The organism is Blattabacterium cuenoti (assembly GCF_014252295.1).
GTDB classification, from domain to species: Bacteria; Bacteroidota; Bacteroidia; order Flavobacteriales; family Blattabacteriaceae; genus Blattabacterium; species Blattabacterium cuenoti_V.
In genome coordinates this window covers 22,702-40,818 of sequence record NZ_CP059215.1, presented here as the reverse complement: position 1 = coordinate 40,818, position 18,117 = coordinate 22,702, and the positions used below count along the sequence as shown (strand labels likewise).

Here is an 18,117-nt window from a genome sequence, read left to right as displayed (position 1 = left end):
AAACGTAAAATGAAAGAAATTTCTTATTCTTCTTCAGATTCAGATTCTTTTCCTTCAGAAGCCTTTTTAAATTCTTTCAATCCTGTTCCTAATCCTTTCATTAATTCTGGTATTTTTTTACCCCCAAAAAGTAAAAGCGCAAGAATGACAATAACCACTATTTCCGTGGTTCCAAAAGTTCCAAGTAGTATTAAAAAAACAGAAAATAAATCCATTTAATGGGATTTTTATCCAAATATAAAAAAAATTATCAATTTTTAATCAATTTTCTTAATTGTAAGAAGAATAATCCCCTAAACTGACTTCTTTCACTTTTCCAATATAATAAGTGTGATTTCCTATCATAGAATTATGCAGATTTGCATTTTGAATTTTTGTATAATTCTGAATCAAGGATTTTCTTATATTACTATTTTTAATTTTTGTACTTTTTCCTATTGAAACATAAGGACCTATAATGCTATTTTCAATGATTGTATTTTTTCCAATCGAACAAGGTTTTATAATTAAACTATTTTTTACAATTGTTTTTTTATGAATTAGCTGTGAATTTTTGTATTCAATAGACAATATTTTTGAATTAGAATAAATAGTTCTTTTTTTATTTCCGAAATCCATCCATACTTGAACTTGTTTGCTAATAAATTTTTCTCCTTTTTTTCTCATATTTTCCAAAACAGAGGTCAATTGATACTCTTTCTCATTTTTATTGTTTTTTCCTGATAGGAATTGCAGTTCTTTTCTTAAAGAAAGACTATTATTAAAATAATAAAGACCAATGATTGCTAGATTCGAAATATAATTATTTGGTTTTTCTATAAAATGAGTAATTCTTTCCGAAGAATCACATTTAACAACTCCAAATAAATGGGGATTTTTAACTTTTTTTGTCCATATAATATTATTTTCTCGATTTTTAATAGAAATTTCTTTTTCTAAAGAAGTATTATAAAATAAAGTATCGGAAAAAACAATAATTACTGGCTCTCCATTCAATGAATCCTTAGCCTTTAACAAGGCATCTGCCGTTCCAAGTGGAGTTTTTTGGTAATAAATGATAGGATTAATCTCTACATCATTAGCCAATTTTATTAATTTTTTTTCAATATTATTTCCGTAAGTTCCTATAATAAAAACAATTTCTTGAACCAAGAAAATTTTTATAACTTCGGATAAATTTTCTATCAGTCTTTTTAAAATTGTTTTTCCTGCAATATGTATTAATGGTTTTGGAGTACTTAAAGTATGCGGATGTAAACGCAATCCTTTTCCAGCCATAGGAATTATAATCTTCATATCTACTTATTAATTTGTGGTGTATACTTTTTTCATATATTTCATATACCAGTACTTCCAAAACTGTTGCTCCCCCTCACACTCGTATTTAAAATAGAACATTTTTCCCATTTTATTTTATTTCCTTGAAATATATTTACTACAACTAGTTGTTCATTAGATTGAATCTTCATTTTTTCAAAAAAAACGTTTATTAAAAGGATTTTAATTTCTTGATCCAAGAATGGATTCTCTTTATTATTTTTTGCAAAATGTATAATGCAAATAGCTTCCACTAATTTTTTTTTCACCAAAAAATGATACTTCATTTTTTGGTGAAAACGAATAAAAATACCTGTTGGTATTAATTTTCTTTCCAAAAAATTAATGAAAATAGATTTTTCTATATTAGCAATTAAAATTAATTGAAATACTTTATTTATCACAGTATATTAACTTTTATGGTTACCGTTTTATTAAATTAAAAAATCTTTTTTTCTCTAGTACAAAAATAATTATCAAATAAAGGAGTTGAAAAAAAAATCTGAACATTATTTCCCTTTTTTTATTGATTACAAAAACTAAAAAAATTGCGAATAAAAAATGAATTATGATATTTATTTTTTTTCTAAAAAATTTAGAAAAAATTTTTTTTCCCCAAATATATAAAATGATTAACATGCACCCATACGATGCAAAAGTTCCCCAAGCAGGTATCATAAAACTGCTATTAGGAATCAAAATAAAAATAATATTAAATAAAAAAGTAATTAATACTCCTATAAAAGAGATATAAGTACCAATAATAGGTTTATCTAATACTTTATAAAATATGGATAAATTTGTGTAAATTCCTAAGAAAAGATTTCCCATCATTATTATAGGAATAATGGACATAGCAAAGTGATATTTTTGATGAATAAACAATCCTATAATAATGGGAATATTTCCACATATTAAAACATAAAAAATTAATCCGAAAAGGATAAACATATAATTTATTTCTTCATAATAATATTCTGCATCAGAATCACCGTATTTTTTAAAAAAAAAAGGCTCAATTCCTAATCTAAAAACTCTGATATACAAACTCATAAAAGATGCTATTTTATAGCATGCAGAATAAGATCCGTTCATTTCATCAGACCCCCATCTTTTAATCAAAATTTTATCAAGATTTTCATTAATAGAAAAGGCAATAGTTCCCAACATAATAGGAATTCCATAACTTAACATTTTCTTAGCAAGAATTTTATCAAATTTTTGGATAACTACTTCTTTGAAAAGAATAGGAAACACTAAAAACAAATTACTTAAAGATGATATCATATTTGCGAAAAATATATAACCAGTCCTATCTGTAAAAGAATTTATCCATTCAAAAATAGAAACTAAACAAGTTTTTTTTATGTAAAAATTATTAGAACAAAAAAACATATATACTGTTAAAAATGATTGTATAAGTATATTTATTACATTTATAACAGTATATTTCAGTGGTTTTTCATGTGCACGAAGCCATGCCATAGGAAGAATACAAATAGTATCAAAAAATATGATAAAGAAAAACATAAAAAAATACTCTGGATGATTATGATATCCAGCAATAGAAATTAAATAGTTAATAGAGTTAATAGAAATAATCAAAAAAAAAGTTATAATTAATAATTGTATTATAACTCCTGTTGAAAAAACAGTTTCTTGATTATAATTTTTTTTATACAAGAATCTGAAATAAGTATTTTCTAATCCGAAAGAAAGAAATCCTATAGCCAAAAAAGATAAAGAATACATATCTGTATAAAGAGAAAATTCTTCTCTTTTTAAAGAAATAGTAAAAAATCTTAAAAAAGCATAATTAATAATTTTTGGTAAAATTGATCCAATGGAGTAAATAATTGTTTGTGTTGCTAATTTTTTATACAAATTAAATGCAAAATTTTAAGTTTCCAATTTCTATATTTTTTATACATGTGTATATTTTTTATAAAAATTTTTCATAGAAATAGAGATTAATTATGAGTAACTTTGACTATAAAAGTCATCAATATAAAAATAATGGATTATAGAAAAAAATCAAAAGAATTTATGCTATATGCTACTAAACACAAAAGAATCAACAGTTTAACAATAGATGAATATATTCGGTCTATGACTCCTTATATTGTTGAAGAAAGAAAACTTAATGTAGCCCAAATGGACGTTTTTTCTCGTTTAATGATGGATAGAATTATATTTTTAGGAACAACTATAGAAGACCAGGTGGCAAATATAATACAAGCACAATTATTATTTTTACAATCCGTTGATTCTGTGAAAGATATACAAATATATATTAATTCTCCAGGAGGAGATGTTTATGCAGGATTAGGTATATATGATACTATGCAAATTATAGAACCTGATGTATCTACCATTTGTACTGGTATGGCGGCATCTATGGCTGCTGTTTTACTTTGTGCAGGAGTTAAAAATAAGAGATCTGCATTAAAGCATTCAAGAATTATGATACATCAACCTCTGGGTGGAACACAAGGACAAGCTTCAGATATCGAAATTACAGTTCGTGAAATTTTAAAATTAAAAAAGGATCTTTACGAAATTATATCGAAGCACTCTGGTGTTTTTATTGAAAAAATAGAAAAAGATTCAGATAGAGATTATTGGATGACTTCTCAAGAAGCAAAAAAATACGGAATGATAGATGAAGTTCTAGAAGGGAAAAAGTGATCACAACAGGACTCGAACCTGTAACCTACTGCTTAGAAGGCAGTTGCTCTATCCATTTGAGCTACGTGATCTTAGAATAATCGGGGTAGCAGGATTTGAACCTACGATCTCCTGGTCCCAAACCAGGCGCGATAACCAAACTACGCCATACCCCGTTTTTTTTTGCGGAGAATGTGGGATTCGAACCCACGCAGTATTTTTATATACCGACAGTTTAGCAAACTGTTCCGTTAACCACTCCGGCAACTCTCCAAAGAAAGAATACAAATCTAAAATAGATCTACAAAATAAACAAAAATAATTAGGTATTATGATTATGATATTCTATTCTAGTATGATAAATATTTATTAGTTTTTTTTGAAAAACTTTTTTGACTTTTTCTATTTCTTTAAAAGTAATATCTGCATTAGAAAACTGATTTTCCTTTTTTTTTTTATTAACAACATTTTCTACTAATTCTTCTAAAGCTTTAAAAGATGGATTTCTAATACTTTTAGAAGCTGCTTCTACAGAATCTGCTATCATGACAATAGCCGTTTCTTTAGAAAATGGTTTTGGTCCAGAATATTGAAACTGTTTTTTATCTATTTTGATATATGGATACTTTTTCTTTTGTTTTTCGTAAAAAAAATGAATCAGGCTGTTTCCATGATGTGTTCTTATAAAATCAATAACAGAATCAGGTAAATGATATTTTTTTGCTAACTCAATTCCAATTGAAACATGTTTTAAGATAATTTTTGCACTCTTTATAGGACTTAATTTTTCGTGTGGATTTTTTATATCGTATTGATTTTCAGAAAAAAAATTGGAATTTTCTACTTTTCCTATATCATGATAAATAGATCCTATTTTTACCAATAATGAATGAGCACCAATAGCTACAGCAGCTTCTTCTGCAAGATTAGATACTGTTAAAACATGTTGTAAAGTACCTGGAGCTTTTTGAGATAATAATCTTAATATAGGAGTATTAGTATCCGATAATTCTAACAATGAAATATCAGAAGTAATATTTAATAATTTTTCGAAAAGAAATATTAATGGATGAACAAATAAAGTTAAAACTCCACTAAAAAAAAATAGAAAGAAAGTATACCAAGAAATTTTTTCTAAAGAACCTTCACGAATCAAAGTGAGTGAACTAAATACAATTATATAAGTAATTGTTATTTTTCCTACAGCAATAAATAGATTTTTCATTTTATAAATGTTATTATTTGTCAATAAAACTAGGAATCCTGTAGTAAACTGAATAAAAATAAATTCAAAACTATTTGGAGTTATTAAAGACAACAATAAAATGGTTATTAAATGAATAGTGAGACTCAAATGAAAATTGAAAAAAGCTCGAATACTTATAGGAAGGAGACAGAAAGGAATTATATATAATATTTTAGAATGATATTTTATGGTGAAAACAGTGATCAATGATACAAGTAATATGTTTATAATTAAAAAATTAATTACTCTATTATTTTGAAATATTTTTTTATGAAAATAAAAAAGATATAATATAAATAGAATAAAAATCATACTGATTATGAAAAAATATCCTATAATAAGACAATAATATTTTTTTTTATTCCATATTTTATTTTCATATTCTTTTTTGAAAGAAGACAAAATTTGAAATTTTTTTTCATCTATTATTTCATTATTTTCAATAATTTTATCTCCTTTTGAAAAGGAATACTTTATTTTATTGATAGATCTAATTTTTTCATGAAAAAAAAATTCAGTATAATTTTTGTTATAAAAAAAATTTGGAACAATAATTTTTTTTAAAATCATTTTTAAGATATTGGAACGATAATTCTTTTTTGAGAAATTTTTATTAATGATATTATTTACTTTTTTTCTAGTATAAATTTTTTTATATAAAGTTGGAATCCATTTTTTATTTCTCTGGAAAAAAATTATATCAATATTTGATGCATATGGAGGAATATTATCTATATATCCATACTTATATATAGTATTTAATATTTTTTGAACGATTTTATAATTATGCTTATCGCTACTTATAAATAAATTTTTTTTTATCTTTTTTTTTATGTTTTTAACTACTTCCTTTTTTTGAGTAAAAAATATTTCCTGGTTTTCTTTCAGTTTATTTATTTCAAAATCAATATCCTTTCTGTTTTTTTCAACGAAAAAATCAAATGGAGAAAATAAATCTTTATAATTCCAATTTTTTTCTTTTAAAAATTCATATTGAAAAATATCTTTTTTTGGAAATGAAAATGTTAATGATAAGACTGCAATAACTGGAACTAGGACCTTATCTACAATATTTTTATATGTATAAAATTTTAAGAAGTTAGCCATTACCTAAAAAATTGAACCCATACAATTTTTTTGGAAGGATGAAATTGTTCTCTTTTCGAGAAGAAGTATTAAACATTAAACAATAATTATCAATTCATTATGATGATATCATTATGTTTTTTTTTTATAAGATGATTGATTATTTTGCAAAATATTGGATAATAGTCTATTTTCATCATTAATGCTTTCTTCTAAACAAATAGTAGATTCCGTTCTAAGAACTCCTTTTATTTCTCCAATTTTAGAAATAACATCTCTAGCATCTGAAGGATCCCTAGCAATAATCCTACAAAAAAGATTGTACTTACCTGAAGTAATATATAATTGTACTACATTAGGAATTTTTTTTAATTCTTCTTTCACGAATTTAGATTCCCGAGAATCTGATAAAATTCCTACAAAAGCTATTAAATGAAATCCCAAAGATTCATATCCTATAATCAAAGTGCTTCCTTTTATAATACCTGCATCTTCTAATTTTTTAACTCTAACATGAACAGTACCTACTGATAATGGTCTTATTTCTTCGCTAATTTGTTTACTAATTTCAGTATATGGAGTTCTGGAATTTATATTTAATTTTCTGACGATAGTATTGTCTATTTCATCTGTATTATATCTTAGAATCATCGTTTTATATTTTTTTGAATAAAAGTATTAAAGATACCAAGATACAAAACTTTCTTTGGAAGAAAATAGGTAGTTTTTTTCAACAAATAAGTAATATGATGACATAAATGATTTGATTTTTCTACATTTAGAGTATAACTTATATATAAATTTGATAATATTTTTTTTACATTGAAAATAAAAAAATATAAAATATTATTTATAATTTTCAGAATAAATCCTTCTAATATTAAAATAGATGCTAATTGTATTGTTTTTTCTTCAAAAGAATTCCATTCATTAAATGTTTTTGTTGAATTTTTTCGTTTTTTTTAGGAAAAATTTTCTCAATTAATATTTGGATTTTTTATATTACCAGAAATATTAATTCCTAATTCCATAGGAACCACTTTTTTATATATTTTTGAATATTTTGAAAAATTAATTGTGGAAATATACTTATTTGTATTTATATATTTTTGAATATTTTGAAAAATTAATTGTGGAAATATACTTATTTGTATAAGCAGTTAAATTAATATCGGATTTATCGAAATTATTTTCCCAAGTAATGAAACTTCCTTGTTTTATTTTAAATCTTTTGTCCAATCTTATAAGTGGAATTATTTCTTTTTTTTTAGAAAAATGAAATAATCCATCTGTTACAAAATATTTTCCACTTGTTTCAAGTTTTTCTCTATATTCTTTTTTCAAAAAGAAGAAAAATTTCCTCTTAAAAAACTATTAGATGTTTTTATAAAGAAATCACGGATTACTAATTTTTCAGGGTAATAATATATTGAATTACAAAAAAATTTTTCTATAAAAAATTTATTTTTTTGAGTAAAAATTTGAGATTGTAGTGAAGATATAGAAGCTTCTATTTTTTGATTTTTAATTATAATATTTTTTCTAGAGTCTAGATACACAAAATTTGATGTTTCTATTCTTAACTTAGAACAAGTAATTGTGTTCCTTTTAAAGGATTATTTTTTTTGTAAAAAATTTATGCAAAAAAAACATTGTTCATTTTCAATGAAATTGTTATTTTCTTATGAAAAAAAAACCTATTATTATTGGTATAGAGTCATCATGTGATGAGACAGCTGTTTCTATTATTAGAAATAGAGATGTATTATCTAATATTATTATTCATCAGAATATCCATAAAAAATATGGAGGAGTAGTTCCAGAATTAGCTTCAAGACTACATGATATAAATATTGTAAAAACTGTAAATCAAGCTATTAATTTAGCGAAAATCAGTAAAAAAGAAATTAGCGCAGTATCCTTTACTTTAGGGCCAGGACTAATAGGTTCTTTATTAGTAGGTGCTTCTTTCGCAAAATCATTTTCAATGGGCCTAGATATTCCTTTAATAACAGTAAATCATGTTCAAGCTCACATACTTGCTCATTTTATAAATAACTCAAATATTAATAATTGTTCTCCTAAATTCCCATTTTTAGGATTAGTTATAAGTGGAGGACATACTCAAATAGTGAAAGTAAATGATTTTTTTCAAATGAAAATACTAGGATCTACCTTAGATGATTCTATAGGAGATACTTTTGATAAGTTAGCTAGAATATTGGGATTTCATTATCCTGGAGGACCTATTATAGAATTTTTTTCTAAAAATGGAAATTGCAAAAAATTTGTTTTTTCAAAGCCATTAATCAATGGTCTAAATTTTAGTTTTAGTGGATTTAAAAGTCATGTCCTGCAATTTATCAAAAACAAATTACATAATAATCCATCTTTTATAAAAGAAAACTTGTCTGATATTTGTGCTTCCATTCAAAGAACGATGGCAGAAATTATCTTAGAAAAAGTGCAAAAAGCAACTCTGAAAACTAATATTTTTAGAATTGCTTTAGCAGGAGGAGTCTCCGCAAATCATGATATCAGACAAGTTTTTATATCTTTTGCAAAAGAGAACAAAAAATGGGAAATTTTCATTCCTAAAAAAGAATACACCACAGATAATGGAGCAATGATAGCTATTACAGGATTATTGAAATATGAAAAAAACTTATTCGATTCTATTAATGTTTCTCCATATTCAAAATTTAAAAATTTTTAAGAATGTTATTGCAAATTTACTCATACTAAGTACATGTACAAATTAAATTTCTATCTCCATATCCATCATCAACGCGATTCACTGATGGCCAAAATTTTCTTTCTCTAACCCAAAATAATGGATATGCGGCTTTTTCCCTACTATAAGCATATTTCCAGTCATTCTCAGTTAATAATTCTATACTGTGCGGAGCATTTTTTAAAACATTTTCTTTCTTAGAAAATTTACCATCTGCAATTTCTTGAATTTCTTTACGTATGTTAATAAGTGTTTCAATGAAACGATCTAATTCTTCTTTAGATTCACTTTCTGTAGGTTCTATCATCATACATCCTTCTACGGGAAAAGATATAGTAGGAGCATGAAATCCATAATCCATCATTCTTTTTGCTATATCTACAACTTCTATTCCGAAAGATTTAAAAATCCTACAATCTATAATTAATTCATGCGCTACTGTATTATTTTCTCCTACATATAATATTTTATAAAATTTTTTTAATTTTTCTTTTATATAATTGGCATTCAATACAGATATTTCTGTACATTTTCTAATTCCATCTGGACCGAGTAAACGAATATAAGCATAGGAAATTGTGAGAATTAAAGAAGATCCATATGGAGAAGATGATATTGTCAATTTATTATTATCTTTATTTTTTTCCCCAAAAAAAGGATGATCAGGAAGAAAAGGTTTCAAATGAGAAGCTACACAGATAGGCCCCATTCCAGGACCACCTCCTCCATGAGGAATAGCAAAAGTTTTATGAAGATTTAAATGGCAAACATCCACTCCTAAATCTGCTGGTTTTATCAAACCAACCTGAGCATTCATATTTGCTCCATCCATATAAACTTGTCCTCCATTTTCATGAATGATAGATGTAATATCTTGGATATGTTTTTCATAAATACCATTAGTAGATGGATAAGTAATCATCAACACAGATAAAAAGTTTTTGTTTTCTTTTACTTTTTTGAATAAATCGTTTTGATCAATTGATCCATCATTTTTTGTAGAAATTAAAACAACTTTCATCCCTGCTATATTTGCTGAAGCAGGATTAGTTCCATGAGAAGAAGAAGGAATTAATGCTATATTCCTTTTGTATTCTTGTAATGAATGATGATAAGATTTTATGACCATTAATCCAGCATATTCCCCCTGAGCTCCAGAATTAGGTTGCAAGGATATACCAGAAAATCCAGTTATCTCCTTGAGATATTTCTTTAAATTATGAATGATAAAATGATATCCCATTGCTTGTTTATCAGGAACAAAAGGATGAATATTCCTCCATTCATGTTGACTCAAAGAAAATAATTCTGTAGAACCATTAAGTTTCATAGTACATGATCCTAGTGGAATCATAGAATGATTTAAAGAGAGATCTTTTCTCTCCAGACGTTTTATATAACGCATCAATTCATTTTCTGAATGAAATTTTTGAAAAATTTCATTTTTCAAAAAATTAGAAGTTCTTTTTAAAAAACTAGGAAACTTATATTTATCACTATCTCTTCTCGCATTATAAGAAATTTTTTTTCTTTTTTGATTATAAACTTCATGAAATATGGATAATATATGATTTATATCTTCTTCGCATGTTGTTTCATCTAAAGTGATAGTTATATGATTTTTATCTACATACCTGAAATTTGTTTTTTTTCTTTCTGAAACCTTTTTAATTTCATCGATACAATCAATTTTTATTCTAATAGTATCGAAATAAAATGAATTTACTTGAGAAATATTATTAATACTATTAACCAATAAAAATTCCAATTTTTTAGCATACTTGTGAATGTTTTTAGCTATTGCTACTAATCCTTTTTTTCCGTGATATACAGCATACATAGAAGCCATAATTGCAGGTAAAACTTGTGATGTACAAATATTCGAAGTGGCTTTCTCTCTTTTAATATGTTGTTCTCTAGTTTGTAAAGCCATACGAAATGCTTTTTTATTTTTGATATCTACAGATAATCCAATTATTCTTCCAGGAAGAAAACGTTTATATTTATCATGAGTAGAAAAAAAAGCAGCATGAGGACCACCATACCCCATAGGGACACCGAAAGATTGACTTGATCCTACTACAACATCAGCCCCCCATTCTCCAGGAGGTTTTAATAAAGATAAAGATAAAATATCTGCAGAAACAATTACTGAGATATTATTTTTTTTTGCAAATTCAATAGTTTTAGTATAATCATATATTTCTCCTAAACAAGAAGGGTAAGAAATTATTAATCCAAATATTTTATTTTTATCATATTTCAATAAATTTTTATGAGTATCTCTTATAAGATGGATTCCTAACCCGAAACATCTTGTTCTTAATACGTAAAAAGTTTGTGGAAGAATTTCGTCTGAAACAAAAAAATAATAATCATTGTTGATTTTTTCCTTTTTTCTTTTTTCTTGATAAATCATAAACATTGCATCTGCTGCAGCTGTTGATTCGTCTAGCATAGATGCATTACTTATTTTCATTCCAGTAAGATCTGAAATCACAGTTTGAAAATTTATTAAAGCTTCTAAACGACCTTGAGATATTTCAGATTGATAAGGAGTATAAGGAGTATACCAACTTGGGTTTTCTAAAATATTTCTTTGAATAACACTTGGAGTAATAGTATTTTTATATCCTAATCCTATGTAAGAACGGTAGATTTTATTTTTTTTACTAATTCTATGAATATGATTTAAATATTGATATTCAGAAATAGAATTAGGTATATTTAATTTTTTTTTTAAACGTATTTTTTTAGGAATTGCTTTTTTAATAAAATTCTTAATAGAGGAACATTGCAATTCTTTCAGCATATCGTGAATTTCATTACAAGATGGTCCTATATGTCTATGATAGAATTTTTTTCTTTTGATGTAATCCTCTTTCATAAAAAAAGAAATTGTTTTTATCTTTAGAGATTACAAATTTAGGCAAATATTTAAGCTTATCTAAAATAAAATAATATGAAAGTTACTATTATTGGAGCAGGAAACGTTGGGTCTTCTTGTGCTAGTCTTTTAGCTCAAAAAGATATAGTTAAAAAAATTGTTTTATTAGACATTAAAGAGAAGTTTTCTGAAGGGAAGAGCTTGGATATCTCTCAAATGCTACCTATTATTGGATCAAATACTGAAATAATTGGATTGACTAATGATTATTCAAAATCAAAAAATTCTGAAATCATTGTTATTACCTGTGGTGTTACTAGAAAACCTGGAATGACTCGTGATGATCTTGTTAAGATTAATGCAAAAATTATTCGTTCTGTAACAGAACAAGCTATTTTTTTTTCTCCAGAAGCAAAATTGATTGTTGTATCAAATCCATTAGATGTTATGGCATATGTAAGTTACATAACTGCTAAAATTGATTCTCACCGTGTAATTGGAATGGCAGGAATATTAGATTCTGCAAGATATCGTTATTTTTTATCCAAAAAATTAAAATTATCACCTAATGATATTCAATGTTTATTATTAGGAGGACATGGAGATACAATGGTTCCTTTATACAGATATACTTCTATATCTGGAATACCAATACAAGAGTTTATATCAGAAGAAGAGAACAATGTTATTGTTGAAAAAACAAAAAAAGGAGGAGAAGAAATAGTTAATTTATTAGGAACATCTGCTTGGATAGCTCCAGGTGCTTCTGTTGTACAAATGATAGAAGCTATTTTAAAAGACTCTAAACGTATTTTTTCATGTTCAGCCTTTTTAAAAGGAGAATATAATTTAAAAAATATATATCTGGGAGTTCCAGTTATTTTAGGAAAATCTGGAATAGAAAAAATCATAGATTTAAAATTAAATGAAAATGAAAAATGTCTTTTAATTAAATCTTCTAATCATATAAGAAAAATGATTGAAAAATTGAACTTTTTTTCGTTTTAAATGAAAATTATAATGGGAAATTTTTATTTTTCTAAAAAAATTAGTAATTCTCCTTTTTTATAAGTTATTTCAATTTTCTCCCCATTAGATTCGTTTCTTATTCCTATATTCTTACCTATTTTTAAAAATCCTTTGTGAATAGGATACTTGAGACCATGAGTATGCAGTTCTTTTACTTCTGGAAAAGGAAATAAAGATACCTTCTTATTTTTTTTCTGATAAAAAAATGTTTTTTTATCAGAAAAAAAATAAGAATGATATTTATCATGAAATATGATGGATAATTTTTTTTTATATTTCAAAGCTGTAGATAAATTTCCCAGAAAATGATCTTGTTCTCTTCCACTTGCTCCCCAAACATTGATATTAAAAAATCCTTTTTTATGAATTAAATTCAAAGATTTATCAAAATCAGTATATTTTTGATCATAAATAATAGAAAAATTGTTCTCCGAAGGAATTTTTTTAATAGAATCTAAATCTCCTATAATATAATCTACTGAAATACCTGATTTACTTAAGTAATAAAAAGCTCCATCTGCCGCAAAAATTTTTTTATAAAAAGAAAATTTTTCTTTTAAAAAAACAGGAGGTTCTCCATTAAGAAATAATCCAACTTCTGGACCTTTAAAACGATGATTCATTTTTATTTCTTTATATTTTTTTATTTTTAAAAACGATTTCCTAAATAAACTTTCTTTACTACAGAATCTTGCATTATTTCTACAGTAGATCCATGTTTTAAAATCTCTCCTTGAAACATTAGATAGATTCTATCTGTTATCGTAAAAGTTTCTTGTACATTATGATCTGTAATTAATATACCTATATTTTTTCTCTTTAGAGAAAGAAGAATTTTTTGTAATTCTTCTATAGCTATTGGATCGATTCCAGAAAAAGGTTCGTCTAAAAAAATAAATTCAGGATTTATAGCAAGACATCTTGCAATCTCCGTACGTCTTCTTTCTCCTCCAGAAAGAAGATCTCCCCTATGATTTCGGATATTTTGTAATCCTAGTTCTTCAATCAATTTCTCTGTTATTTTTTTCCTTTCTTTATAAAATTTTCTTTGCATTTCTAATATGCATAAGATATTATCTTCTACAGATAACTTTCTAAATATAGAGGGTTCTTGAGATAAATACCCTATTCCTTTCTTAGAACGTTGGTGCATTGGTTTTTTTGTAATATCTTCTTTATGAAGAAGTATTTTACCTTTATCCGGTTTAATTATTCCTACAATCATATAAAAAGAGGTCGTTTTCCCAGCTCCATTAGGACCAATTAATCCAACTATTTCTCCTTTATTTAACTTAAAAGAAACATTATTAACCACATATTTATTTTTATATTTTTTATATAAGTTTTTAGCTAATAAAGTCATTATATTATAATTTTTTTGTATTATTATAAAAATATACAACCTGTATTTTCACAATTATGATATTCAAAAGATATTCTTTTTTTTTATTCTTCTTTTTCATTTATTTTCCTTTTTCTTTTTCATTTGAAAAATTAGGAGGAATATATGCTATAGTAGGAAATGAGATTATTTTAGATTCAGAAATAAAAACTGAAAAACATGATAACAAAAAAAATTTTGTAGATGATCTTTTGATTGAAAAATTAATGCTTTACTACGCAAAAAAAGATAATAGTATACAAATAAGCGACAGAGAATTAGAATTAAAAACTCAAGAGTTATTATCAGAAATTAGTAAAAATTATGCAAATCAAGAAGAATTTTCGATACAAATTAGAAATAAAGAATTTATTGAGAAATTAAAAGAAAGAATTAAAAATAATCAGTATATAGAAAAATTTTATCGAAAAAAAACGGATGATGTAGAAATTTCACCTAGAGAAGTCAAATATTTTTTTACTAAAAAAAGTAATCAAATCCCTTTAATTCCAAAAAAAATGTGCATTTCTTATATAGTTTTTTATCCAAAATTAAGTTCAATTAACAGAAAAAAAAATATCGAATTATTAAATAATTTAAAGAGAAAAATACATTCTGATATAGATTTCTCTGTACAAGCTATTTTATATTCTGAAGATACCTATTCATCTTTAAATGGTGGTTTAATTCAAGGAGTGAAAGTAGATAGTCTTCCAAAAGAATTAAAAAATGTAGTTCAATCATTATCAGAAAAAGAAATATCAAATCCTGTAGAAACATCTTCCGGGTTTCATTTAATTAAGTTAGAAAAAAAAAGAAAAGATGAAGTAGATATAAGGCATATTTTCATTAAGCCTAATTATACAAAATACGAATTAAGAAAAGCAAAATTATTTGTAGACTCAATTCCAAAAAAAATATCTAATGCAAACATTGAAAATATTATGGAAAAGGAAAAAAATAATTCAATAGTGAACTACTCAATATGGAATAAAATTTGGGTGCAAGAAAATGAACTATCAAAAAATATGAAAAAAATATTAACTTTTTTAAAAGTAGGTAAAGTTTCCAAACCTTATCAGGAAATTATAAATGGGAAAGAAGCATTTTTCATAGTAAAATTATTAGATGTTATTCCATCTCGTCCTATTTCTTTTGAAAAGGATTACACAATATTAAAAAATATTGTAAAAAACATGAAAAAAAAAGAAGTGATAAAAAACTGGTCAAAAGAAACATTCAAAAGAACTTATATCAAGTATACTTAATTTTTTTTCTTAAAAGATTCTTTATATAAAGAAGCATAATATCCATTAAGTTGAATCAATTCTTGATGAGTCCCTTTCTCCACAATACATCCCTTTCTAATAGCTAATATTTTATCAGCATTCTCTAATGTAGAAAGACGGTGGGTAATAATAATAGAAGTTTTCTGTTTAGTTAGAAAATCTGTAGCATTATAAATCATTTTTTCTAATTCCTTATTTAAAGAAGCTGTAGCTTCATCTAATATAAGTATAGAATAAGGATGCATTTGAACTCTTAAGAAAGAAATTAATTGTTTTTCTCCAAGAGATAATAATTCCCCTCTTTCTTTCACAATATATTGATAACCATTAGGTAATGATTTTATAAAATTATGAATTCCAATTTTTTTTGCCATATTTTTTATTTTTTCAATACTAATGGAAGAATCTCCTAATGTAATATTATTTATGATGGAATCATTAAATAAAAAAGTATCTTGAGTAACAACCCTTATATGAGATCTTAAATTTTGTAATTCCACATTTTGAATAGGATATCCATCAATAGAAATATAACCTTTATTGATTTCATATAATCTGGATATTAAATGAGTAATTGTAGATTTTCCAGACCCTGTAGATCCTACTATGGCAACTTTTTCTCCAGGGTAAATTTCAAAAGAAATTCCATTCAAAACTATTTCATTCTCAATATATGAAAAATGAACATTATTAAATACAATATGTCCTTTTAGTTTTTTTAAACGTAAGTTTCCCTTATTAATAATAAATTCATCAGAATTTAATATAGAGAATATTCTTTCTATACCAGCTATTCCTCTTTGTATAATATTAAATCGATCCGCTATTTGTCGCATAGGGCGAAAAAGAAGATAAATGAAAAAAATGAAAGCGATAATTTGTCCTGGTTTTATGTTTTCTTTTTCAATTGCATAAATACCTCCATAAAATATAACAACACTTATTGTCAATGCAGAAACAATTTCTACTATAGGAAAAAAAATAGAAAAATAAAAAATAGTTTTAAAATGAGCATGCATTAATTTTTTATTAATAGATTCAAATTTTGAATATTCTTCTTTTTCCTTATTAAAAAGCTGAATAACATGCATACCTATAATATTTTCTTGCAGAAAACTATTCAAAAGAGAAGTTTGTACTCGTTCTTTATGAAACGTTTTTTTTAGTGTTTTTTGAAAAAATCGAGTAATGACATACATAAAGGGAATAGAAGAAAAAACAATAAAAGACAATTTTTTATGTACGGTAAACATCATTACTGTAATCATAACAATTCTTAAAATATCTCCAGAAACGAGTAATATTCCATCATTAAATATTACAGCTATAGTTTCTATATCTGATACTGTATAAGATACCAATTTTCCTATTGGAGTTTTATTAAAAAAAGAGTTTCTAAAATGAAGCAATCTTTCAAATAAAAGAATTCTAATTCTTTCAATTACATTTTGAGACAATACATTGGAAAGGTATAATAAAATAAAATGAAAAATGCTCTCCAAGAAAAGAAGAATAATAATTAACATCAATATATTTTTCAATCCAAAAAAATCCTTATAAAGAATATGAACATCTATAGCTTTTTGTATCATCTTAGGACGATAAGAAGAAATAAAAGATATTAATATAGAAGTAGTTATTGTTGCTATTAGTGTTAACTTATAATCTAAACTAATTTTAATAAGTTCTTTTAAGGAATATCTCTTCCTTTTGAATTGTTTTTTCATAAAAAAATATCTTCTGGATAAAGAATTTTCGTAAGAAAAAGACCGGATGCAGGGACTATTGGTTTACAAAAATTAGAATTTTTGGATTCTATGATTTCTATAAACTCACTAAGAGTAGTTTTATTTCTTCCAACGTTAATAAGCGTTCCAATAATAGACCTAACCATAGATCTTAGAAATCTATTAGCTTCAATAGTAAAACATAAAATATTATTATTCACAGACCAACAAGCATGACTTATTTGACATATATTATTTCCTTTTTCAGAGCTACTTTTTTTTTTAAAAGAACTAAAATCTTGATATTTAATTAATTCTCTAGAAGCAGTAATCATACTTCGAATGTTTAATGGGTAAAAACAATACCAAGAAAAATCCTGATAAAATGGATTTTTTTCACGTGTTAAATAATACTTATACGTCCTTTTTATAGCATTGAATCTTGCATGAACATTTTCTTTTACAGGAAAAATATTTAATATATTAATAGATCTTGGCAAGAAAATGTTCAATTTTTCCAACAATTTTTTGTTATTGATGATTATTTCTTCATAATCATAATCAAAATGTGCAAACATTTGTTTTGCATGTACTCCTTTATCTGTTCTTCCAGCACCTATTACATTGATAGATTTTTTTAATAATTTAGATAAACAATATTCTAAATGTCCTTCTACCGTGCTTACTTGTTTTTGGACTTGCCATCCATAAAAATATTTACCATTATAAGATAATTCAATAAAAAATCTCAATT

General features: G+C 25.0%; 17 protein-coding genes and 3 tRNA genes. 4 read left to right on the top strand and 16 right to left on the bottom strand.

The window, feature by feature from the left end:
• Positions 1–23: 23 nt before the first annotated feature.
• Genes H0H40_RS00190 through H0H40_RS00175 form a run of 4 tightly spaced genes read right to left on the bottom strand, consistent with a single transcriptional unit; the run spans position 24 to position 3,201 of the window.
• Entirely contained in the window at positions 24–215 is a 192-nt protein-coding gene (locus tag H0H40_RS00190) for a Sec-independent protein translocase subunit TatA/TatB (RefSeq protein ID WP_185869072.1), read from the bottom strand.
• Positions 216–270: 55 nt separating this feature from the next.
• Complete coding sequence (locus H0H40_RS00185; protein ID WP_185869071.1) at positions 271–1,296, bottom strand: sugar phosphate nucleotidyltransferase; 1,026 nt, start codon at positions 1,294–1,296, stop codon at positions 271–273.
• A gap of 41 nt (positions 1,297–1,337) precedes the next feature.
• Positions 1,338–1,721, bottom strand: a complete 384-nt coding sequence (locus H0H40_RS00180; protein WP_185869070.1) for a dCTP deaminase/dUTPase family protein — start codon at positions 1,719–1,721, stop codon at positions 1,338–1,340.
• Between the two features lie 19 nt (positions 1,722–1,740).
• Positions 1,741–3,201: a lipopolysaccharide biosynthesis protein gene (locus H0H40_RS00175; RefSeq protein ID WP_185869069.1), complete on the bottom strand. Its 1,461-nt coding sequence runs from the start codon at positions 3,199–3,201 to the stop codon at positions 1,741–1,743.
• 132 nt (positions 3,202–3,333) lie between these two features.
• Between H0H40_RS00175 and clpP the strand changes: the two genes are divergently transcribed.
• Positions 3,334–4,005 (top strand): ATP-dependent Clp endopeptidase proteolytic subunit ClpP, encoded by a 672-nt coding sequence (clpP, locus tag H0H40_RS00170; protein ID WP_185869068.1) that lies wholly within the window; start codon positions 3,334–3,336, stop codon positions 4,003–4,005.
• On the opposite strand, the gene H0H40_RS00165 is transcribed toward clpP, so the two are convergent.
• From H0H40_RS00165 to H0H40_RS00135, 7 genes are all read right to left on the bottom strand, one after another.
• Positions 4,003–4,076 (bottom strand) — tRNA-Arg (locus H0H40_RS00165). The two genes, clpP and H0H40_RS00165, sit on opposite strands and share 3 nt — an antisense overlap.
• A 9-nt stretch (positions 4,077–4,085) precedes the next feature.
• Positions 4,086–4,160: transfer RNA gene (locus H0H40_RS00160), tRNA-Pro, on the bottom strand.
• A gap of 10 nt (positions 4,161–4,170) precedes the next feature.
• Positions 4,171–4,257: transfer RNA gene (locus H0H40_RS00155), tRNA-Ser, on the bottom strand.
• A 49-nt stretch (positions 4,258–4,306) separates the two neighbouring features.
• Positions 4,307–6,337, bottom strand: coding sequence for an HD family phosphohydrolase (locus tag H0H40_RS00150; protein ID WP_185869067.1), 2,031 nt, complete (start codon positions 6,335–6,337; stop codon positions 4,307–4,309).
• A 111-nt stretch (positions 6,338–6,448) separates the two neighbouring features.
• Positions 6,449–6,967, bottom strand: a complete 519-nt coding sequence (locus tag H0H40_RS00145) for an Lrp/AsnC family transcriptional regulator (RefSeq protein ID WP_185869066.1) — start codon at positions 6,965–6,967, stop codon at positions 6,449–6,451.
• 438 nt (positions 6,968–7,405) lie between these two features.
• Entirely contained in the window at positions 7,406–7,660 is a 255-nt protein-coding gene (locus H0H40_RS00140; protein ID WP_185869065.1) for a hypothetical protein, read from the bottom strand.
• Entirely contained in the window at positions 7,657–7,875 is a 219-nt protein-coding gene (locus tag H0H40_RS00135) for a hypothetical protein (protein ID WP_185869064.1), read from the bottom strand. The genes H0H40_RS00140 and H0H40_RS00135 overlap by 4 nt, the downstream gene beginning before the upstream one ends.
• Before the next feature lie 125 nt (positions 7,876–8,000).
• Here H0H40_RS00135 and tsaD point away from each other — a divergent pair, with 125 nt between their 5' ends.
• On the top strand, positions 8,001–9,032 hold the full coding sequence (gene tsaD, locus H0H40_RS00130) for a tRNA (adenosine(37)-N6)-threonylcarbamoyltransferase complex transferase subunit TsaD (RefSeq protein WP_185869062.1): 1,032 nt from the start codon (positions 8,001–8,003) through the stop codon (positions 9,030–9,032).
• Positions 9,033–9,057: 25 nt separating this feature from the next.
• On the opposite strand, the gene gcvP is transcribed toward tsaD, so the two are convergent.
• A complete protein-coding gene (gene gcvP / locus H0H40_RS00125) occupies positions 9,058–11,937 on the bottom strand; it encodes an aminomethyl-transferring glycine dehydrogenase (protein WP_185869060.1) in 2,880 nt (959 codons plus the stop codon).
• Positions 11,938–12,012: 75 nt separating this feature from the next.
• Here gcvP and mdh point away from each other — a divergent pair, with 75 nt between their 5' ends.
• Entirely contained in the window at positions 12,013–12,945 is a 933-nt protein-coding gene (gene mdh / locus H0H40_RS00120) for a malate dehydrogenase (protein WP_185869058.1), read from the top strand.
• A 23-nt stretch (positions 12,946–12,968) separates the two neighbouring features.
• Here mdh and H0H40_RS00115 read toward each other — a convergent pair whose 3' ends face one another.
• Together H0H40_RS00115 and lptB are read right to left on the bottom strand one after the other, a co-directional pair.
• A complete protein-coding gene (locus tag H0H40_RS00115; protein WP_185869056.1) occupies positions 12,969–13,589 on the bottom strand; it encodes a thiamine diphosphokinase in 621 nt (206 codons plus the stop codon).
• Positions 13,590–13,615: 26 nt separating this feature from the next.
• Positions 13,616–14,329 carry an LPS export ABC transporter ATP-binding protein gene (lptB, locus tag H0H40_RS00110; RefSeq protein WP_185869055.1) on the bottom strand — a complete coding sequence of 238 codons (714 nt, stop codon included), beginning with the start codon at positions 14,327–14,329 and terminating at the stop codon, positions 13,616–13,618.
• Positions 14,330–14,385: 56 nt separating this feature from the next.
• Here lptB and H0H40_RS00105 point away from each other — a divergent pair, with 56 nt between their 5' ends.
• Positions 14,386–15,615 carry a peptidylprolyl isomerase gene (locus tag H0H40_RS00105; RefSeq protein WP_185869054.1) on the top strand — a complete coding sequence of 410 codons (1,230 nt, stop codon included), beginning with the start codon at positions 14,386–14,388 and terminating at the stop codon, positions 15,613–15,615.
• On the opposite strand, the gene H0H40_RS00100 is transcribed toward H0H40_RS00105, so the two are convergent.
• The gene (locus H0H40_RS00100; protein WP_185869053.1) at positions 15,612–17,363 is read right to left on the bottom strand and encodes an ABC transporter ATP-binding protein; all 1,752 of its coding nucleotides are present in this window, start codon (positions 17,361–17,363) and stop codon (positions 15,612–15,614) included. The two genes, H0H40_RS00105 and H0H40_RS00100, sit on opposite strands and share 4 nt — an antisense overlap.
• On the bottom strand, positions 17,360–18,115 hold the full coding sequence (gene truA / locus H0H40_RS00095) for a tRNA pseudouridine(38-40) synthase TruA (protein WP_185869052.1): 756 nt from the start codon (positions 18,113–18,115) through the stop codon (positions 17,360–17,362). Before truA ends, H0H40_RS00100 begins: the two co-directional genes overlap by 4 nt.
• Positions 18,116–18,117 lie beyond the last annotated feature (2 nt).

Bases quoted from the DNA above. Each gene is read 5' to 3' on its own strand.
- mdh (WP_185869058.1), top strand. From the start codon at position 12,013: ATGAAAGTTACTATTATTGGAGCAGGAAACGTTGGGTCTTCTTGTGCT.
- clpP (WP_185869068.1), top strand. From the start codon at position 3,334: ATGGATTATAGAAAAAAATCAAAAGAATTTATGCTATATGCTACTAAA.
- H0H40_RS00100 (WP_185869053.1), bottom strand. From the start codon at position 17,363: ATGAAAAAACAATTCAAAAGGAAGAGATATTCCTTAAAAGAACTTATT.
- H0H40_RS00150 (WP_185869067.1), bottom strand. From the start codon at position 6,337: ATGGCTAACTTCTTAAAATTTTATACATATAAAAATATTGTAGATAAG.
- tsaD (WP_185869062.1), top strand. From the start codon at position 8,001: ATGAAAAAAAAACCTATTATTATTGGTATAGAGTCATCATGTGATGAG.
- H0H40_RS00190 (WP_185869072.1), bottom strand. From the start codon at position 215: ATGGATTTATTTTCTGTTTTTTTAATACTACTTGGAACTTTTGGAACC.
- H0H40_RS00105 (WP_185869054.1), top strand. From the start codon at position 14,386: ATGATATTCAAAAGATATTCTTTTTTTTTATTCTTCTTTTTCATTTAT.
- lptB (WP_185869055.1), bottom strand. From the start codon at position 14,329: ATGACTTTATTAGCTAAAAACTTATATAAAAAATATAAAAATAAATAT.
- H0H40_RS00145 (WP_185869066.1), bottom strand. From the start codon at position 6,967: ATGATTCTAAGATATAATACAGATGAAATAGACAATACTATCGTCAGA.
- H0H40_RS00185 (WP_185869071.1), bottom strand. From the start codon at position 1,296: ATGAAGATTATAATTCCTATGGCTGGAAAAGGATTGCGTTTACATCCG.
- gcvP (WP_185869060.1), bottom strand. From the start codon at position 11,937: ATGAAAGAGGATTACATCAAAAGAAAAAAATTCTATCATAGACATATA.
- H0H40_RS00115 (WP_185869056.1), bottom strand. From the start codon at position 13,589: ATGAATCATCGTTTTAAAGGTCCAGAAGTTGGATTATTTCTTAATGGA.